The following is a 19440-nucleotide window of genomic DNA, read 5'->3' on the forward strand; positions in this document are numbered from 1 at the left end:
TTATTTTAAAACAGCTTTAATCTCGTTTAAATTGCCATCAATATCGTTTGGAATTTTTAAACCTAACAACGCACACATTAAAGGGTAAACATTTACATTCTTTATTGTAGGTATGCTGTAGCCTTTTTTGAAATCGGGTCCGTTTGCATAAAAAATGCCTTGCATATCTTTATATTCAGGGTCGAAACCATGGACTCCCACATGTGAAATCCCTTCAGATTTCAGAGATATTATACGTGCCGCCTTGGAAAAATAGTATCCAAAACCTGGAATAATTTGAACGCTTCCCCAATCTTTATTTTTAGGTACGTACTCAAAACCTGGTGTGTTTTCCGTTTTATAAACCTTGAAATTATTTTCTAAAGGTTTTAAATATTCTAAAACATTAGCTATTGAAACGTCTTTTTTAGGATGGATATTTAAAATAGCACCATTATCAATTACCCTAAATAAATCACTATTTTCAATGCTTTCCGTAGAGATAAAATTCTCCGTTTTAAGCTCCGTCATCCCATGATCTGAAACAATAATAATGTTTACCGGCAAATTTGTTGCTGCAGCTCCTGAAAATAAAGCCCCTAAATTTTCATCCAAATCAAACAACGCTTTTTTTAATTTCTCATCATTATTAGGGCCGTATTTGTGCCCAATATCATCCATATCTGAAAAATACATGGTGATGATGTGTGGACGTTCTTCTTCGGGTAAATCTAGCCATTTTAAACTTTCTGCAACCCGAACTTCATTTTTGACTTTTCCGTCGTACTTATGATAATACGTTGGCTTTACACCCTGGATATCTGCTTCAGATCCTACAAAAAAGTAGCTTGCCGAAACCATTTTATGGTTATCAGCATGCACCCAAATTGGCGTTCCGTTATAAAACGTACCATCTTCAACTACAGCTCTATTCCCTATAGAATAGATGGCTTCCTTTTTATAATTGTAATACGAATTCCCAATCAAACCATGTTTATCGGGGTACATACCCGTAGCAATACTGTAATGATTCGGAAAAGTTTTCGAAGGGAAAGACGACAATAACGACGTTGCTTTAACCCCATTATTAACGAAATTTGTAAGATGTGGAGGTTTAAAACGCTCTACATAATCCCAACGAAAACCATCTAGAGATACTAATATAACATATGGTTTTTCAAGTGATGCTTTTGAATTTTTGGTTAACACAAGTTCCGAAGGCTCTACAATATTAGACCTTGACTTACAAGCTGACAAACTAGCCAAGCCTAACATTACAATGAAGATGTATATAAACTTATTTTTTTTCATGTTGGTACCTTAGAATTTGCTAAACGTTAGATATTGAAAAAAAACGTCTTACTCAATAATTAAAACCCAAATTTATAAAATAAATTTATTAACCAGCACTATTCATCTAAAGCATTGAAGTACTTTGCCAAAGTCGCGCCCATACTAAAACAACCTTGTAGTAAATATCCTCCTGTGGGCGCATACCAATCTAGCATTTCCCCGATAATATAAGTATTCGGTATTTTTTTTAATAGAAAATTGGCGTCTATTTCATCTAAAGCAACACCACCTAAAGTGGAAATAGCCTCGTCTAACACTCCTGCAGATTTAATAACCACAGGAACAGCTTTTATGGTTTCAACTAGCAAATTGGGGTTTGAAAATGTGTTTTTGTCGGTAAATTGTTTTAGTACGCCAACGGCTGTTCGGTCGAGATTTAAATCGTGTTTTAAAATATCTGTAACCTTAGAACGGGTGGACTTTTTATACTTCGATTTTAACACCTCCAAAGTGGTTTTTGGTTTCAAATCTAAATGAATAACAACCTCTTTTTTAGTTAATAATTGATCTTGGATTTTCCTGCTTAAGGCATAAATAGCGTTGCCTTCTAGTCCGAATTCGGAAACAACCAACTCGCCTTTGGCGAACAATCCATTAAAACTAAGCGCTATGTTTTTCAAAGGTTTCCCTTGATGAATCTTTATAAAATCGGAATTCCACGGCACTTCAAAAGCGCAATTGGCTGCTCGAAAAGGTTTCACATTTATTCCTTTATTTTCAAAAGCGCTTTTCCAATGACCATCGGAACCTGTAACTTTCCAACTAGCTCCTCCTAATGCAAAAACAACAATATCGGACTTTACAATTTCTGAAGTTTTACCTGTTTTTTCAAAAGTCACTTGTCCGTCGGTATTCCACCCCGTCCAAGTCGTATTTAATTGAAATTGAATACCACGTGAAGCGACATGATCAACCATCGTTTTAAGGACTTCAATAGGCTTTACACCGCGTTCTGGAAACACCCGATTACTCGACCCAACAAATGTTGAAACACCACGCTTATTAAGCCAATTTATAAAATCCTGATTGGTAAACTCACGTAGACTTGGCTCCATAAATGCACTGGGATGATATTGTGCTATAAGCGCTTCTAAAGACGCGTTAAAGGTTAGATTTAAACCACCTTCACCAGCCACTAGAAACTTCCGGCCTACCGTATTTTTCTTTTCACACAAAGTAACCTCATATTTTGTGGTATCTATTTGAGCCGCGAGCATAAGTGCCGCTGGCCCAGCACCAATAATAGTTAGTTTTTTCATCTAAAAATTAAGTATTTTAAATGAAAAGAGCCCTTTTGGAATATCGTATTATTCTGTGTCATATTTCGAAAAACTGAAAACTAAAAACCGAAACTTAAGCATATAAATTGATTCTTAAAAATTAAGTTCGTTGAATATTGCATTAATTCATCTTTTAGATAGCGTCTTTTCTCTTTAATTCTTATAAATTTCATAAAAAAAATAAGCTCAAAAACATTTCTATTTTTGAGCTTTATAATATTATTTTTTCCGTGTAAACGAAAACAAATTAAGTATTTTTCTATAACTGGAAAATCTTTTCCATAAGCATCCATTTCTCGCCTTCTTTAGCCATAGGAAGCGCTTGTTGGTATTTCCACATTAGCGTTTCCCATTCTTGAACTGTCGGATTATTGGCATCCATATCGTTCTTCTTTTCAAATGAAAAACTTTCGTTTACTTTCATAATCATAAATAAACGATTGCCTACTAAATAAATTTCTAAATCTTCTATACCAGCGTCTTTAATACTTTTGATGATTTCTGGCCAAACCTTTTGATGAGCTATCTTATAATCTTCGATTAACTTTGCATCATCAACTAAATCTAAAGCGAAACAATATTTTTTCATATGTGCTATTTTTCTAATTTATACCGTTTTTGATTCGTGCTTTTTGAACACGTGCATACCATACCAAGCGATATAACAAAAACATACTAATGGTAAAATAAAGGAGAAATTAACTTCGGCAACACCCATAATTTTAGTATCGGCAACACCGCTTCCGCCAGCATCGATTATCATACCTTGCAACATTGGTAATAAAGCACCACCAACAATAGCCATAACTAATCCGGCTGAACCTACTTTAGATTGTTCTTCCGTTAAATCGTTTAATGCTATTCCGTAAATTGTTGGGAACATTAACGACATACAAAATGAAATACCAACTACGCAATATAGGCCAACAATGCTTTCAATAAAAATAGCGCCCGCAACAAATGCACCGGCTAACAGAGCGAAGGTCATTAATAATTTGCCTGGGCTCATAATACGCAACATCGCTGTACCTACAATTCTACCTACTGTAAATAATACAAAGGCTACAAATTGGTATGCAAAAACATCTATTTTTTCGTAACCAGCAACGTTTATGTTGGCTAAATCGATAGCTTCGGCATATTGATAAATGTACGTCCACGTCATAATTTGTGCACCTACATATAATATTTGAGCTACAACACCTAAAACGTATTTACTATTGGCCGTTAATTTCTTAAAAGTTTCACCCAAACTTGGCATCACGCCGTCCTCTTTAGATTGAGGCATTTTATTGACTAAAAACAATACAAATACAGCTAAAATTACCAGACCTAAAACCACATACGGATCGCGAATTACAGCTAAATCGGCCACTTTAATCATGGCTCTTTTTGCATCGTCTAAGGCGCTAAAATCTGCAATATCATCAGATTGTAGTTTATCGTAAACAAAGTATTTTGCTACCAATAAACCAGCTGTTAACCCAATTGGATTTACCGATTGCGCTAAATTTAAACGTTGGGTTGCTGTTTCTTTGGCTCCCATAGCAAGTATATATGGATTTGCCGCTGTTTCTAAAAATGCTAATCCGAAGGTTAACACATATAACGCTAAACAGAAAAACCAAAATTGCTCGGTAATCGCTGCTGGATAAAACAATAATGCACCACCTGCATACAAACCTAAACCAATTAAAACACCCACTTTATACGAGTATTTACGCATAAACATTGCGGCTGGTAAAGCCATACAAAAATACCCACCGTAAAATGCCATTTGTACCCAAGATGCTTGCGTGTTTGTTAATTCTAACACCTTTTTAAAGGCATTTACCATTGGGTCGGTTACTGCGTTTGCAAACCCCCAAAGGGCGAATAAAGACGTGACAAGTATGAATGGAATAAGTACCTTTTTAGATACTACTGGTATTTTTTGAGTCGTGTTCATGCTAATTAATTAGTTGGTTTAGTGTGATGTATTTTGTTTTGAAAAGTCGTGATTATATAGAACGGTCTAAATGTGTGTAACCACCATCGACATACAATAATTGCCCTGTAGTATGCCCCGATTTACTAGACAATAAAAAGGCCACAGTATCGCCAATTTCTTCAGCGGTGGTCATACGATTTTCAAAAGGAATATTTTTAGTAATAGCCGCCAATTTTTCTTCCTTATCAGGGAATGTGCTAATCCATTTTTCGTATAGTGGCGTGTAACATTCAGCAACAATTAAGGCGTTTACACGGATGCTATATGGCAATAATTCTACTGCCCATTCTCTGGTTAAAGCATTTCGTCCACCATTTGCAGCTGCATAACCTGATGTTCCACCTTGCCCCGTATCGGCTGTTTTGGAACCAATATTTACAATAGCGCCTTTACTCTTTTTAAGCTCCGGAAGTGCATAATGTGCCATTAAATAATAGTGTACCACATTACGTTTTAAAGACTCCATGAAGCCTTCGTAATTCCCGCTTTCTAGACCAACACTATCGTTAACACCTGCATTATTTACAAGCCCATCAATTTGTCCATACTTCTCAACTACAGCGGCTACAGCATTTTCACATTGTACAGCGTCGGTAAGTTCCGCAAGGGCATAAAAAATATCGATCCCTTGTTTTTCAAAAGTCTCGATAACCTCGTCTACGCTCGCTTTATTTCTTGTTATTATTACAGGTTTAGCACCTTCACGAATTAAAGATTCTACAATCCCTAACCCGATGCCTTTTGAGCCTCCTGTTACTATAATAACTTTATCTTTTAAATTTAAATCCATAATTTGAATTTTAGTTTTAGTTGTCGTTCTTCTTTTACAAATTGTAAATTTTTACCGCATTTCCTCCCATAACTTGGCGTTGTTCTTCTTCCGAGAAATCGATAAAATAATTTTCAATAATTTGTAAAACACTTTTATATTCTGCTGCTAAAAGGCATACTGGCCAATCGGACCCAAACAATAATCTTTCGGTTCCAAAAGCATTCACCATAACATCTAAAAATGGCGTAAATTCTTCGGGTTGAAAATTAAAATTTTCGGTTTCGGTAACCATACCAGAAATTTTACAAGCTACATTTTTACAAGCTCCCAATTGGTTTATATATTTTACCCAATTTTCATCTAATCCTTTTGAAATTTGTGGTTTCGCCATGTGATCGATTACAAATTGTTGCTTCGGAAATGCCTGAACTAACTTCACCACATTTTCTAAATGCTTTGGAAAAATTAGAACGTCGAAAGTTAAGTTAAATTGGTTTAATTTACTAATACCATTCTGAAAGGCTTCTCCTAAAACAAAATCTTCATTTTCTACCTGCAATAAAGCACGAACACCTTTAAATTTTTTATTTTCAGCAAAATATTTTAAACGTTCTTCAACATTATCCGCACATAAATCAACCCAACCAACAACACCTTTTATTAAGTTGTTTTCATCAGCCAATTGTAACAAAAATTGTGTTTCAGCTTCCGATGGATTGGCTTCAACAGCAATACAGCCATCGATTCTATTGTTTTCTAAAATGGGTTTTAAATGCTTAGGAAGAAAATCTTTTTGAAGTATTTCCATAGAACCATCAATCCAGCTATCTCTAACTGGATTGAAATTCCAAAAATGCTGATGTGCATCAATTTTCATTATTTGTAAGCCTTTACTAATTGCTTTGAAACACCTAATCCTTCGATACCTAATTCCATAACATCGCCAGGTTTTAAGTACGTTGGAGGTGTTAAACCTAAGCCCACACCAAACGGCGTACCTGTTGAAATAATATCTCCAGGAAGCAACGTCATGAATTGACTGATATGACTTACCACGTGTTGTACGTTAAAAATAAAATCGGATGTTGAGCTATTTTGCATCATTTCTCCGTTAATTTTCAACCAAAGATTTAAGTTATTAGGATCTTCAATTTCGTCTGTTGTTGCTATAAAAGGACCAACTGGCGCGAATGTATCACAACCTTTTCCTTTACACCATTGTCCAGATTTTTCAATTTGAAAAGCACGTTCGCTTACATCGTTATGTAAAACGTAACCTGCAATATGGTCAATCGCATCTGCCTCTTCTACATAAGATGCTTTTTTACCAATAACGATAGCTAATTCTACTTCCCAGTCAGATTTTTCACTGTTCTTCGGAATGATTACATCATCATTAGGCCCCACTAAAGCGGTAGTCGATTTAAAAAACAATACCGGTTCTTTAGGAATATCCATACCAGCTTCCGCTGCGTGTTGTGCGTAATTTAATCCAACACAAACAATTTTTGATGGTCTTGTTAATGGCACACCTAAACGTACATCGTCTGCTACTGTTGGGCAACTTGCTTGGTTTGTTTCTAACCATGTTTTTAGTTTTCCAATACCATCATTTCCAAAAAACTCTTCATTATAATCGCTACCAAATGCCGATACGTCGATTATAGTTCCATCTTCTAACTGCACTCCTGGTTGCTCGCTTCCTACTGCTCCAAATCTTATTAATTTCATCTTATTTGTATTTTATATTTGTAAAAGTATCGTTTTTTTTAATTTCCGTTTAATGTTACAAAACCACCGTCGATGGCATAGTTTGAACCGGTGATAAACCCTGCCTCATCTGAACATAAAAACAGCACTAAATCGGCCATTTCTTGAGGTTTCCCCATACGCCCAATAGGTTGAGTTGCCGATAATTTCTCAAACATCTCTTCTTCTTTACCTGGATAGTTATTTTTAATAAACCCATCAACAAAAGGTGTATGTACACGTCCTGGTGCAATACAGTTGCAACGAATACCATCTTTTATAAAGTCTTTCGCAATAGAATACGTCATGGTTAATACGGCTCCTTTTGTCATAGAATATGCAAAACGATCGTTAATACCAACTGTAGATGCAATAGATGCAATGTTTAAAATAACACCATTTCCGGTTTTCTTTAATGCCGGCAAACATGCTTTAATACAATTGTAAACTCCTTTGATATTTACGTTGTAAAGACGATCTAAATCGGCTTCCTCACATACTTCAACATTACCAACATGGGCAATACCTGCATTGTTAATTAAAATATCAATAGCTCCGTTTTCGGTAATTGTTTTTACAATACTATCCACATTAGCTTGGTTCGAAACATCACATTTATGAGCCGTTGCTTTTTCACCTAAATCTTCAATTTCTTTAACTGTTTGTTCCGCAGCTTCAAGATTAAAATCTAGAATATGTACTTCTGCACCTTGCCCAGCAAACGTTAAAGATATGGCTTTACCAATTCCGCTACCGCCACCTGTTATAAGAGCCACTTTATTTTTTAAACTGAATTTTGTCATTTTTATATGCTTAATTTATGTAATATAATTTTTAAAGAGACATACCACGTTTCCACGGAATAAAATCGTCTTGTCTTAATTGTCTTGCTTTTGTTTGTTTACCACTAGCCACCTCGATAACAAAGTCTAAAAGTTCTTCACCAGCTTGTTCGATAGTTTTAGAACCTTCGATTATTGATCCCGTATTAAAATCGATAATATCATTCATTTTATTAAAAAGAGATGAATTGGTTGATACTTTTACAACCGGTGTTATTGGGTTTCCTGTTGGCGTACCTAAACCTGTAGTAAACAGAATAACATTACAACCAGAACCTGCCAAACCTGTTGTAGATTCTACATCGTTCCCTGGTGTGCATAATAAATTTAAACCAGAAGTTACAACCTGCTCCGTATAATCTAAAACATCTTGTACTGGCGATGTACCACCTTTTTTGGCCGCTCCTGCAGATTTTATGGCATCGGTAATTAAACCATCTTTTATATTTCCAGGTGAAGGATTCATTGAAAATGCCGCACCTAAAGCTTCTGCTTTTGAGTTGTAAGTAGACATAATATGCGAGAATTTTTTAGCCTTTTCTGTACTTGTACAACGGTTAATTAACTCCTGCTCTACGCCATTAAGTTCTGGAAATTCTGATAAAACCGTTGCTCCACCTAATCCTACGATTAAATCGGAAACATAACCTAAAGTTGGGTTTGCTGAAATTCCAGAGAATCCATCCGATCCACCACATTCTAAACCAATCACTAATTTAGATAGGTTTGCTGGTTTACGTTCAATTTTATTAGCTTCCATTAAACCAACAAAGGTTTTCTTAACAGCTTCGGCCAATAATTCTTTTTCAGATACACTTTGTTGTTGTTCTAAAATATAAACAGGCTTGTTATTAGCATCGGCCATTTTACCTAAAGCATCTTGCAAAATACTTGCTTGTGCATGTTGACAACCTAAGCTTAAAACCGTTGCTCCAGCAACATTCGGGTTGTTAATATAACCTGCTAAAAGGTTACAAAGCGTTATCGCATCTGATGTTGCACCGCCACACCCACCATCGTGAGTTAAAAACTTAACACCATCTACATTCGGGAATAACAAGTTTTTGCTTGTGTCTTCACCGTCTTTCAATATATTTTTCTCTAGCATCGCTTCCGCGGAAACGCCAGATTTATAATCATTAATTAAGGCATCAACATCTAATCCTAAATGTTGCTTTTTACCATACCCTAATTTTTCAACTAAAGCTTGTTTTAAAACTTCAACATTTCTGTTTTGGCAGAATACCAAAGGAATAATTAACCAATTATTTTCAGTCCCCACTTTACCATCGGCTCTGTGATAACCATTAAACGTTTTATTTACAAATTTTGAAACATCTGGTGCTTGCCAAACTTCTTTTTCTTCCGAAGAATTAACACCGTACTTTTCCGTATCATGAATAAGGTTAGTGGTACTAATGATATCACCTTTTAAAATCTCTTTTTTAGCTTTTCCAACCAACACACCGTACATATAAACGGGATCGCCTTCTGCTAGAGTTTCTGTAACAAATTTATGCTTCGCTGAAATATCATTTTGAAGTTCGTACACTTGATTTTCAAAAGTGATTTTATCTCCTTTTTTTAAATCTGCTAGTGCGACAATTACATTGTCTTTTTCATGTATTTTAAGTACGTTTTGTTTTGTTTCCATAAATACTGGTAAAATAATTTGTAGTTTTTACTACTATAAAAAAATGTAGCCTACAATAGTACTATAACTTCCTATTGAAGTCTTCCAAAAATTTGACTATTACTAATACTATTATTGCACTTTAAGTCTTTAAGATTCTTAAAATGCAATCTTAAGATCTATTTTAGTTCTTTTCATCTTAAATTGAAATTCTAAAAAGACTCGAATCTAAGTTAGAAAAAACATAATAACCCCTTACTTAATTGGCTCAATAGCAAACGTTTCTTGCAACTTAATATCTACGGAAGACGCTCCTATTAAAACTTCAAAATCACCAGGTTCTACCGTCCAATTCATATTAATATCTAGAATTTCCAAATCCTCGGGAGTTATGGTAAAGTTAACCGTTTTGGTTTCATTTGCCTTTAAATGTACCCGATTAAAACCACGTAAAATGGACTCGTAAGTGGTAACGCTGCTCACTTTATCCTTTATATACATTTGCACAACCTCATCACCTTCTCGTTTTCCTGTATTCTTAATTTTGAATGACACATCAATATTAGCCTGAGCTTTTAATGATGTTCTAGAAATAACCAAATCGCTATATTCAAAAGACGTATAACTCAATCCGTAACCAAAAGGATACAAAGGCCCTAACACACGGGTGTTGCCATAACCGTTTGGTCCTGCTCCTGGCTGACCTGCTTGAGAGCCCGGTTTGTACGGAAAGTTTAAAGGAATTTGCCCAACCGATTTTGGAAAAGTTACCGATAGTTTCCCTCCTGGATTATAGTCTCCAAACAAGGTTTCAGCAATCACTTCACCAGCTGCTGTACTTGGAAACCAAGCTTCTAAAATGGCAGGTAAAAATTTATTCTCCCAGTTTATAGTTAATGGTTGACCATTAATTAACACCAAAACAACAGGTTTACCTGTGGCATAAAGCGCTTGTACGAGTTGGAACTGACGTCCCGGAAGCCCTAAACTGGTTCTCGATTTTGTTTCGCCTACACGTTTTTCATCTTCACCAACTACAGCAATAATAATATCAGATTTTTTTGCTTGTTCTACCGCGGCATCAATATCAGCTTGCTCTTCTGCCGATAATGGTGTTTGAATAATTTCACTTCCTGGCCAATCGGGATCTACAATATCACATCCTTTTACAAAATTGACATTCGCTTTGTTCCCTGCATAATTTTTCACACCCTGAAACACTGAAGTCGAAGGGTTAAATGCCGGACCATATCTACTGAACGTAAAACTAACCTCATCAGCCAATGGCCCTGTTACCAATATATTATCGATTTTATCAACATCTAACGGTAATAGATTATTTTCATTCTTCAGAAGCACTAAAGACTCTCTATTTATTTGTTTTGAAAACGCTTCGTCCTCAGCTGTGTGTACTGTTTTATCGGCATCTTGAGGATTTTCAACATACGGACTATCAAAAAGGCCTAACCTGAATTTAACTCTTAAAACATCAGCAACTCTAGCATCAATAGTTTGCATAGAAATAGCACCTTCTTTAATTAATTCGCGTAAAGGTTCCACAAAAGATTCTGGTGTTCTAAACGTGGTTCTTACATTTAAACCTGCCTCAATAACCTGACGTACCGCTTCTTTATAATCTTCAGCAACATGATGTTTTTCCGAAACATATTCTACCGCCTCACTATCGGAGACCACATAGCCATTAAAGCCGTATTGCTCACGAAGTAATTCGGTTAAAAAATAAGGACTTGCTGTAACTGGAACGCCATCGTAATCATTATAACTACTCATAACACCCATAGGTGCAGCTTCTTTAATTACTTTTTTAAAAGGATATAAATGCAGTTGAAACATTTCGCGAGGCGCCACATGCGGATCGGTTCTAGCATCGCCATCTCTGGCGCCTTTTGGCACACTATAAACCGCAAAATGTTTTAAGGTAGATGCTACACCTTCCGACTGAATACCTAAAACCATTTGTTTTCCCATTTCTGAAATATGAAATGGCTCTTCACCATAACATTCCAAAACACGCCCCCAACGCTGATCGCGAGCCACATCTAAAATAGGTGCGTAAACATTGGTATACCCTAAAGCTTTTGCCTCACGCCCTACAATAGTTCCTGCTTTATAAACCAAATCTTTATTCCATGTACTACCAATCCCGATAGGTGCTGGCAATGGCGTTGCTTTTTCGTGACATAAACCATGTACACCTTCATTGGTAAAATCGACAGGAATCCCCATTCTAGTTTCCTCAATAAACCATTTTTGAACCGTATTTATCGCTTCGGCATGTGTACTGTATGGAAACGCATATTTTGTATGTGTTTTTTCCTGATTCCAAATGGTATTTAAATGTTCGTCGATATTTGCAATACCATCTTTCCAAACTCTATTTTTCCATTTTTCGTTTGGCATTTCGTCTTCTAAAACACGAGAATAACCATATAAAGTCACTAATTGACACGTTTTCTCGTTAACATTCATCAACGAAATCAGGTTATTAACACGAGCTTCTAAAGGCGCTTTAGAATCTTCAAAAACATCTTTAGTATTGTTTTTATTAAAATCGATCCAACCTTTATGATAAATATTTTTTTTATCAGTTTTCATTCCTGTAAATAGAAATGAAACCGCTAACGCTAACGTTATTTTATAATACTTCATTAATTAATTTTATTAGTTTTTTATTCTGAAGTTAATTGGTAAACTCTGAAATTATCGGCTGTCATATGATTTTTCACAGTTCTAAACCCGAAGTACCCTGAAGTATATGGATTTTCATCTACAAAATCAGAAATTAAAACATCGTCTCTAAAATACTGAACAACACCGTGGTTTGCCACTATTTTTATATGATATGTTTGATTTGGTTTCAGCATGAATTCAGCTTCACTTAAATCGTGTTCTGGTAATAGAGGACGTTCGCCATTACCCACGTAACGTCTAAATCGTGTCGTTTTGTTATGGTTACCACCAAGTCCCATGTAGTATAATTTTAAGCCATCGTAGTTTGAAAACTTCCCGCCACGCTGACTTGAATTCGCGAATAAATCGGTTGGATTTTCAGGATCACTAGCCATCCAAAAACAATTTAAATCGGAAACGCGATCATTGGCACCACCGTCTTGAATAACAAAAACATCATATTCGATAATAATTGGACCTTCAAACTTCTGGTTTAGCCAAACCGTACATCCCGAAACATCATTGATTTCTAGTTTACTATTTTTGACTTCGACCGTTCCTTCAGGCATTTGCTCTACCACCCAATTGTCTAATCCTTTATCAAAATTTTCCTTAAAAATTAACTTCGCCTTAAATGTGTTTCCTTTTATTTCAACATTTTTAGTAACATTAAAACAGGACACCAATACAAATAGAGACAGCATTATCAATCCGGAATAAACGTAGGCTCTCTTCTTTTTTATGCTCTTCATAAGTAAGTATTTTTTAGTTGATTTGTTTGATTAAAACTAAACTCCATGGGGTAATGCTACGGTTTATAGTTAGATTTCCGTTGCTATCTGCTTTTACAAATTCTGTTTTCATAGTATTTGCATAGGTCTTCATTACTTTAATTTCTTCACGTGTTGGTGGCTCTGGTTTCCCCATAGACTCCCAAAAATTATGAATATTACCGTGATCTTTATCTAAAATTTCAATTTCAAACATGGTATTAGCTTCTAATCCCGTTAAGGTAAAATCTAGTTTTTTAGCTGTCCCTGACTCCCGTTTATCGGTTCCTGCAGGCACTGCATTTTCATACTCTACGGGGTAATTATATGCTAGAGCCACAACATTTCCTGTTGAAGTTTCTTTACTTACAAACAAATAATCGTCTTTATATAATTGTTGATTTCCTAATTCATGAAGCATTCTATAAGCATGATATGATGGCTTTACAAGACCTTGAAAATTAATCATTCCGAAACCACCATGAAAAATGCTAGATGCGCCACCTTTTTCTTCAAAAATATCTGTAAACGTCCAAAAGGCTAACGAATTAGTTAAACCAATACAATCTAAATTAGATTTCACGATATAAGCTGCCGCTGGTAAACGATCGTGCATATCATCACGACTACTTGGGCTCGTATTCCATTCGGTTAAATGAATTTCAACATCTGGGTAATGACTTTTTGCGATGGTTTCATTCAACCATTCTAAATCCAATTTAAGCGACTTTGCAAAACGTGTTAAGCCTTTCCCTTTACCGGTTTCAGGATTAAAAGCATAATCGGTTGGATATGGGTGCGTAGTTACAAAATCTACTGGTAATTTTTCTTTATGGCAATATTCTAAGAAATCTTCAATCCATACACCATGCCACTGTAAACTATTGATATCTTCAGCATTGAACACAGCATCAGATGCTTTATCATCTGTGATTTCGCCATCAAAACGGGTATCTGGCACAAAATTACTGGTTGATGGGCCGCCTACTTTTAAACGTTCGTCTACCGATTTCACTGCTATAGCCGATTGTTTGTACAATTCAAAATATTGCGATTTGGTACCATCCCAAAACAATGGATATAAATTAGGTTCATTCCATACTTCAAAATACCAAGTAAGTACTTCTTCAATACCATAACGATCTACACAATGTTGGGTGAAAGCTTTTATTAAATCGTGCCATTTTTCAAAAGAATCATTGGCAGGAGTAATATTGGCTTTCCACCAAAATACCGTTTTAGAATCTTTAGCAGCCATGCTTGTTGGCAAAAAGGCTAATTCTACAAATGGTTTTACGTTTAAATCTAACATCCGATCGAATAAATCATCAATATATTGCCAATTATAAACCGTTTTACCACGCTCGATAATTACAGGAAACATATCATCGTGAAACAAACCATGAAAACGTACATATTCGAATCCGCAATTTTCTTGCACCTGTTGTAACTGCTCTAACCAGCCTGCACGCAAACCTTCGTTAGCACGACCAGCACCAACCATTTCACTCCAATAATGATCGAATTGTTCGCCAGTATCTTGTGCGTTAATCGATATCGATTTCTGCGCATTACCGAACAATGAACTCCCGATAATTAATCCAAAAACTATAATTTTAATTGCTTTCATTCTTAATATAAACGTGTTTATTTGTAAATTTAATATTCGTATTTAGGTACTTTATATTCCCTTATTTCGGTGTAATTATCACCCTTTTTCACACCGTATTGGTTTAATTCTGATTGCGCATGTTTAATAGCTTCAATCCCAACATTATTAATATGTTGCGGAGCTACTAAAATGGTTTCTCCTTTTTTTAAATCGATTGTAAATTCGTTTTCAGCAGTTTTTAACAACATGAATAGGCTTGCCTTTATTTATTTGAATAGCATTACTCCAATCATCTACTTTTAAAACACATGGCTTACCCGATAAGCTTTTATTGCTCAGTAAAACACAAAATGCAGAACAAATATTTTTCAAAAATAATTTCATAAAATGAGAACCTATTGAATGCTTTTATTATTTACTCGGTCAAAAATACGGCCGCAGGAAGTCCTTCCTTATTATACAAATTAGCCCCTTCTGGATTTCCAGACCAAGCATAACGCACCTGTACAGGATTGGCTATAGCTTTATGCCAAACCTCAACTTTATTTTTAGATGATATTTTTGCACTCGCTTTTTTCCAAACCCCATCTGCGCCTTTAATTTCGAACCATTTTAGAGGCTCTTCAACTGAAACAGTAGCTTCTAAAAGTATTTTCTTCCCCACCATTAAACCGGAACCTGTTTCTTCAAATTCAATTTCAATTTTATTAGATTTCACTTTCATAGATTTATATAAAGGACCACTTACCGCCGGAACGTCTATATTATAATCGTTTTTCAATGCCCATAAAGCCAAGCGTTTTCCAGCATCCATTTTATTGTGTGGGTGAATATCTTTAGGTTCTCCAATGTCATACAAAACTGCCATACCCGTGTTTGGTAATTTTAAAGTGCGGCGCAACTCATCGTTTACAGTAGCCCAACCTTTATCAGCTTCATCACTACCGCGATTACAAGCTGCTAATTGCACCCAGTAAAACGGAAAATCTCCTTGTGCCCATTCTGCCCTCCAACTATTAATCATGGCGGTAAAATACGTTTCATATTCATTTGGCATAAACACTGCATTACTTTCTCCTTGATACCAAATACCACCTTTTATAGCGTATGGAATTATAGCAGAAAGCATGGCATTATAATCCGATGCTGGTAATTGTCTATCATTTCTAGGGTCTTCAGTTGGTTTTGGTTTCTTACCTTTTTTCCCTTTTGCATTCCATTTGGCTAATTGTGCTTCATAAACTGTATCTACATAACCTTCGGCATCCATAATTTTAATGGTTTCCAAAGATTCTTTACGGCTAGCTTCAAAATAAGCTTTCATATTGGGGTCGGCCATATAAGTTTCTTCTGAAATCCACGGTTGAATTTTGGTTCCACCCCATGAACATTCCAACAATCCGATAGGCACTTTTACATGATTACGAATTGCTTTTGCAAAAAAGTAACCCGTTGCTGAAATTTTCCCAATTTGTTCTGGATTAGCACTTCTCCAATGATCTTCGAAATTCAATTTCTTTTCGAATAAAGATGTGGCTTGTGGCACTTCAATATGTCGAATCCAATCGTCATTAACCGTTGCTACTTCATTTCGGATATATTCTACTAATGGCTGATGTTGTGGATCTCTTGAATCACGAACGAATTTCGACATAGAAAAATCCATATTAGATTGCCCTGTACAAATCCACACATCTCCCGACAAAACATCGGTAATTTCGATTGTGTTTTTTCCGGAAACGGTAATTTTATGAGGTCCTCCTGCTTGAGGTGTTTTAATATCTACACGCCAAGTACCGTCAGCTCCTGTAACCACTGAAACATGCTCTCCCCAACTTGTAGAAACCGTTACGTTTTCATTCGGGTCTGCCCACCCCCAAACAGGCACTTCTGTATCTCTTTGTATCACCATGTGATTGGAAAACAAACTGTTTAGTGTGACATCGGCAAATGCAGATATCGGTAAGCAAATTATTAAAATAGCTAAGAGTTTAATACTGATTTTCATGTTCTCTTTTTAGTTTTTTGTTAAAAACACAGACGCTGGAAGCCCCTGTTTATTATATAAATTAGCACCTTCTGGGTTTGATGACCAAGCATAGCGAACGTCCATAGGACTCAAAACTTCCGCACTCCAAACTTCTAGTTTATTTTTTGAAATTATTTTAGCTTTTGCAGGTTTCCAAACACCATCCTTTTCTTTAATTTCAAATGTTTTTAAGGGTTGGTTTGAAACTTCAATGGCAGGATCTAATAAGTGTTTATGGCCTACCATTAATCCGTTACCTGCTTCAGAAAACTTTACTTGTATTTTGTTTCCTTTTATTTTATGTGATTTGTATAGTGGTCCACTAACAGCGGATACTTTTACGTGATAATCGTTTTTCAAAGCCCATAACGCCAGTCGGCTTCCTGCATCCATTTTATTATGTGGATGCACATCTTTAGCTTCTCCAATATCGTATAATACAGCCATACCAGTATTCGGCAATTTTAAACTCGCTCTTAATTGATTATTAACAGAAGCCCAACCTAAATTTGAGCGTTCATCAGGCACTTTATAATTTGCCAATTGCATCCAATAGAATGGTAAATCGGTTTGCTTCCAATCTGCTCGCCAACTTTTTATTAATGCTGTAAAATACGTTTGATATTCTTCTTCTAAAAAATGCGAATTACTTTCGCCTTGATACCACAAAACACCTTTTATTTTGAACGGCAAAACCGCAGAAAGCATCCCGTTATAAAGCGTTGCTGGCAATTGTTTATCTAAAGAAGGATGTATGGATGGATACGGCTTAGGTGTTTTCTTTCCGCCAGTTTTCCAAGCTTCAAACTTTGCCGTGTATGTGGTGTCTACATAATTTTCTGCAGATATTTTCTCGGTAATTTCCTTTGATTTTTTAAGGCTTGCTTCAAAATAAGCTTTCATATTCGGATCGGCCATATAAGTTTCTTCTGAAATCCATGGCTGAATACGTGTACCTCCCAAAGCACATTCCAGCAAACCAATAGGTACGTTAACTTCTTTCCGAATTGCCTTAGCAAAAAAGTAACCTGTTGCCGAAATTTCTTTTATTTGTTCTGGGTTTACGCTGCGCCAATGATCTTCAAAATTTAATTTCTTATTAAATAATGCGCTTTGAGAAGGCACGGCAATATGACGAATCCAATTATCGTTTGCTGTAGCCACTTCATTTCGGATATATTCAACTAAGGGTTGATGTTCTGGATCTTTAGAATTGTTAACCAATTTAGATATTGAAAAATCCATATTAGATTGGCCGGCACACAACCAAATATCGCCCGACAAGACATCGGTGATTTCAATTATATTTTTCCCGGAAACAGTGATATTATGCGGCCCACCTGCTTGAGGTGTTTTAATATCGATGCGCCAAGTTCCGTCGGCTGCAGTTACAACTGATGCACTAGCGCCCCAACTTGTAGAAACTATAACATTTTCATTCACATCAGCCCAACCCCAAATAGGAATTTTAGCATCTCGCTGCACCACCATGCCATTGGAAAATAAGTTATTTAATGTCACATCGGCAAATCCTGTTTTTGGAAAGCAAATAATTAAAAACACAACTATTTTAAAACTGATTCTCATGATCTTTTTTGTTCAACATTAGCAACGCGAAATTATTACGCTAGCTACTGCAATGTGGCAAAAAAAATGGAAATAGACTATAACTCCATACTCCTACACTATAAACAATGATTCATATTGCGGGTTTAGGCCTTAAAATAGCGGCTATTTCTTATAATTTATGAAAACATTCAATAGAAGTTAACTCGGAACTACCACCTCGTTCGGCACAGCCCGAAGCGATATAAAGTTTCTTTTTATGCCAAATTAATTGGGTGCCATGACGCCCTTGTTTTAAGGCTGGTAAACTACTCCAAGTTTCGGTTTCAGTATCAAAACAATCCACTTGATCGTGAGCTTGTTTTTGCGACATTGTTTCGCCGCCTGTGAATAAAATTTTATTTCCAATAGCAATGGCTGTACAACCTGCGCGTTGGTTTGGAACTGGCATTTCTAGCGTGCTCCAAGTTCCTGTTTTAAAATCGAAAACATCGACTTCTGGTACCGTTAAATGCATCACTTTTTTAATTTTCCCAGACGACCTTCTTCCGCCTAACATATACAACTTATCGTTAGATACCACTGAAACGGCATGATCGCGCGCCCGTGGTGCATCGGGCAATACTTCCCATTCACCTGTTTTAAAATTATAACAGTCGAACCACGTTACATGACCATCCCAATGCCCATCTAAAATACCTCCTGCTATATATAACTTATCTTTATAAACACTCGCCGTTGTAGAAGCCCTAGCTCTACCTTCCGGCATGCTAAAACCTTTAGACCAAGCATCTTTTTTAGGATTGTAAACATAAGCTTCCGTTAACGGTGTTTCATGTGGATATTTTCCCGTGTGCGCACCAACAGCATAAACTTTTCCTTGATATGAAACGCCTTGAAAATGATGAATTTCAATAGGCGGCTCCGCTCCATTTGTCCATGTATTTGTTTTGGGATTAAAAATAGAAACCGGCTGAATTCGGCGTCCGCCTAAAAGATAAAATTTCCCTTTAGCCTCTACAAAAGCAGCTTCGTGCCTTTTAACCGGCTCTCCATTACTTTCTATTATTTCCCATGCATAATTTTCGAACGACTGACTATGCAACGGTTGGAAAATACAACACAATAGCACCGCTTTAATTAAAACTATAGATTTAAAAAACTTGTACATATT

General features: G+C 36.0%; 16 protein-coding genes. All 16 read right to left on the reverse strand.

Going from position 1 to position 19440, the window contains the following annotated elements; translation table 11 throughout:
* The gene (locus QWY92_RS08950) at positions 1-1290 is read right to left on the reverse strand and encodes an alkaline phosphatase family protein (RefSeq protein WP_290270445.1); all 1290 of its coding nucleotides are present in this window, start codon (positions 1288-1290) and stop codon (positions 1-3) included.
* A gap of 98 nt (positions 1291-1388) precedes the next feature.
* Positions 1389-2591, reverse strand: a complete 1203-nt coding sequence (locus QWY92_RS08955) for a BaiN/RdsA family NAD(P)/FAD-dependent oxidoreductase (protein ID WP_290270447.1) — start codon at positions 2589-2591, stop codon at positions 1389-1391.
* Positions 2592-2871: 280 nt separating this feature from the next.
* Complete coding sequence (locus QWY92_RS08960; protein WP_290270449.1) at positions 2872-3201, reverse strand: L-rhamnose mutarotase; 330 nt, start codon at positions 3199-3201, stop codon at positions 2872-2874.
* 18 nt (positions 3202-3219) lie between these two features.
* On the reverse strand, positions 3220-4560 hold the full coding sequence (fucP, locus tag QWY92_RS08965; protein ID WP_290270451.1) for an L-fucose:H+ symporter permease: 1341 nt from the start codon (positions 4558-4560) through the stop codon (positions 3220-3222).
* A 52-nt stretch (positions 4561-4612) separates the two neighbouring features.
* The gene (locus QWY92_RS08970) at positions 4613-5392 is read right to left on the reverse strand and encodes an SDR family oxidoreductase (protein WP_290270453.1); all 780 of its coding nucleotides are present in this window, start codon (positions 5390-5392) and stop codon (positions 4613-4615) included.
* A gap of 34 nt (positions 5393-5426) precedes the next feature.
* Positions 5427-6251 carry an amidohydrolase family protein gene (locus QWY92_RS08975; RefSeq protein ID WP_290270456.1) on the reverse strand — a complete coding sequence of 275 codons (825 nt, stop codon included), beginning with the start codon at positions 6249-6251 and terminating at the stop codon, positions 5427-5429.
* Positions 6251-7105 (reverse strand): fumarylacetoacetate hydrolase family protein, encoded by an 855-nt coding sequence (locus tag QWY92_RS08980; protein ID WP_290270458.1) that lies wholly within the window; start codon positions 7103-7105, stop codon positions 6251-6253. The genes QWY92_RS08975 and QWY92_RS08980 overlap by 1 nt, the downstream gene beginning before the upstream one ends.
* A 38-nt stretch (positions 7106-7143) precedes the next feature.
* Positions 7144-7926 (reverse strand): SDR family NAD(P)-dependent oxidoreductase, encoded by a 783-nt coding sequence (locus QWY92_RS08985; protein WP_290270460.1) that lies wholly within the window; start codon positions 7924-7926, stop codon positions 7144-7146.
* A gap of 31 nt (positions 7927-7957) precedes the next feature.
* A complete protein-coding gene (locus QWY92_RS08990) occupies positions 7958-9619 on the reverse strand; it encodes a UxaA family hydrolase (RefSeq protein WP_290270463.1) in 1662 nt (553 codons plus the stop codon).
* A 234-nt stretch (positions 9620-9853) separates the two neighbouring features.
* On the reverse strand, positions 9854-12268 hold the full coding sequence (locus QWY92_RS08995; protein WP_290270465.1) for a glycoside hydrolase family 3 N-terminal domain-containing protein: 2415 nt from the start codon (positions 12266-12268) through the stop codon (positions 9854-9856).
* Between the two features lie 20 nt (positions 12269-12288).
* Positions 12289-13041: a DUF6250 domain-containing protein gene (locus tag QWY92_RS09000; protein ID WP_290270467.1), complete on the reverse strand. Its 753-nt coding sequence runs from the start codon at positions 13039-13041 to the stop codon at positions 12289-12291.
* A gap of 13 nt (positions 13042-13054) precedes the next feature.
* A complete protein-coding gene (locus tag QWY92_RS09005; protein WP_290270470.1) occupies positions 13055-14689 on the reverse strand; it encodes a GH39 family glycosyl hydrolase in 1635 nt (544 codons plus the stop codon).
* A gap of 29 nt (positions 14690-14718) precedes the next feature.
* The gene (locus QWY92_RS09010; protein ID WP_290270472.1) at positions 14719-14919 is read right to left on the reverse strand and encodes a hypothetical protein; all 201 of its coding nucleotides are present in this window, start codon (positions 14917-14919) and stop codon (positions 14719-14721) included.
* Positions 14920-15086: 167 nt separating this feature from the next.
* Positions 15087-16679 carry a sialate O-acetylesterase gene (locus QWY92_RS09015; RefSeq protein WP_290270474.1) on the reverse strand — a complete coding sequence of 531 codons (1593 nt, stop codon included), beginning with the start codon at positions 16677-16679 and terminating at the stop codon, positions 15087-15089.
* Positions 16680-16688: 9 nt separating this feature from the next.
* Positions 16689-18287 (reverse strand): sialate O-acetylesterase, encoded by a 1599-nt coding sequence (locus QWY92_RS09020; protein ID WP_290270476.1) that lies wholly within the window; start codon positions 18285-18287, stop codon positions 16689-16691.
* Positions 18288-18438: 151 nt separating this feature from the next.
* On the reverse strand, positions 18439-19437 hold the full coding sequence (locus QWY92_RS09025) for a Kelch repeat-containing protein (RefSeq protein WP_290270478.1): 999 nt from the start codon (positions 19435-19437) through the stop codon (positions 18439-18441).
* Positions 19438-19440 lie beyond the last annotated feature (3 nt).

The sequence above is a fragment of the Algibacter miyuki genome (assembly GCF_030409805.1).
Classification (GTDB): Bacteria; Bacteroidota; Bacteroidia; order Flavobacteriales; family Flavobacteriaceae; genus Algibacter; species Algibacter miyuki.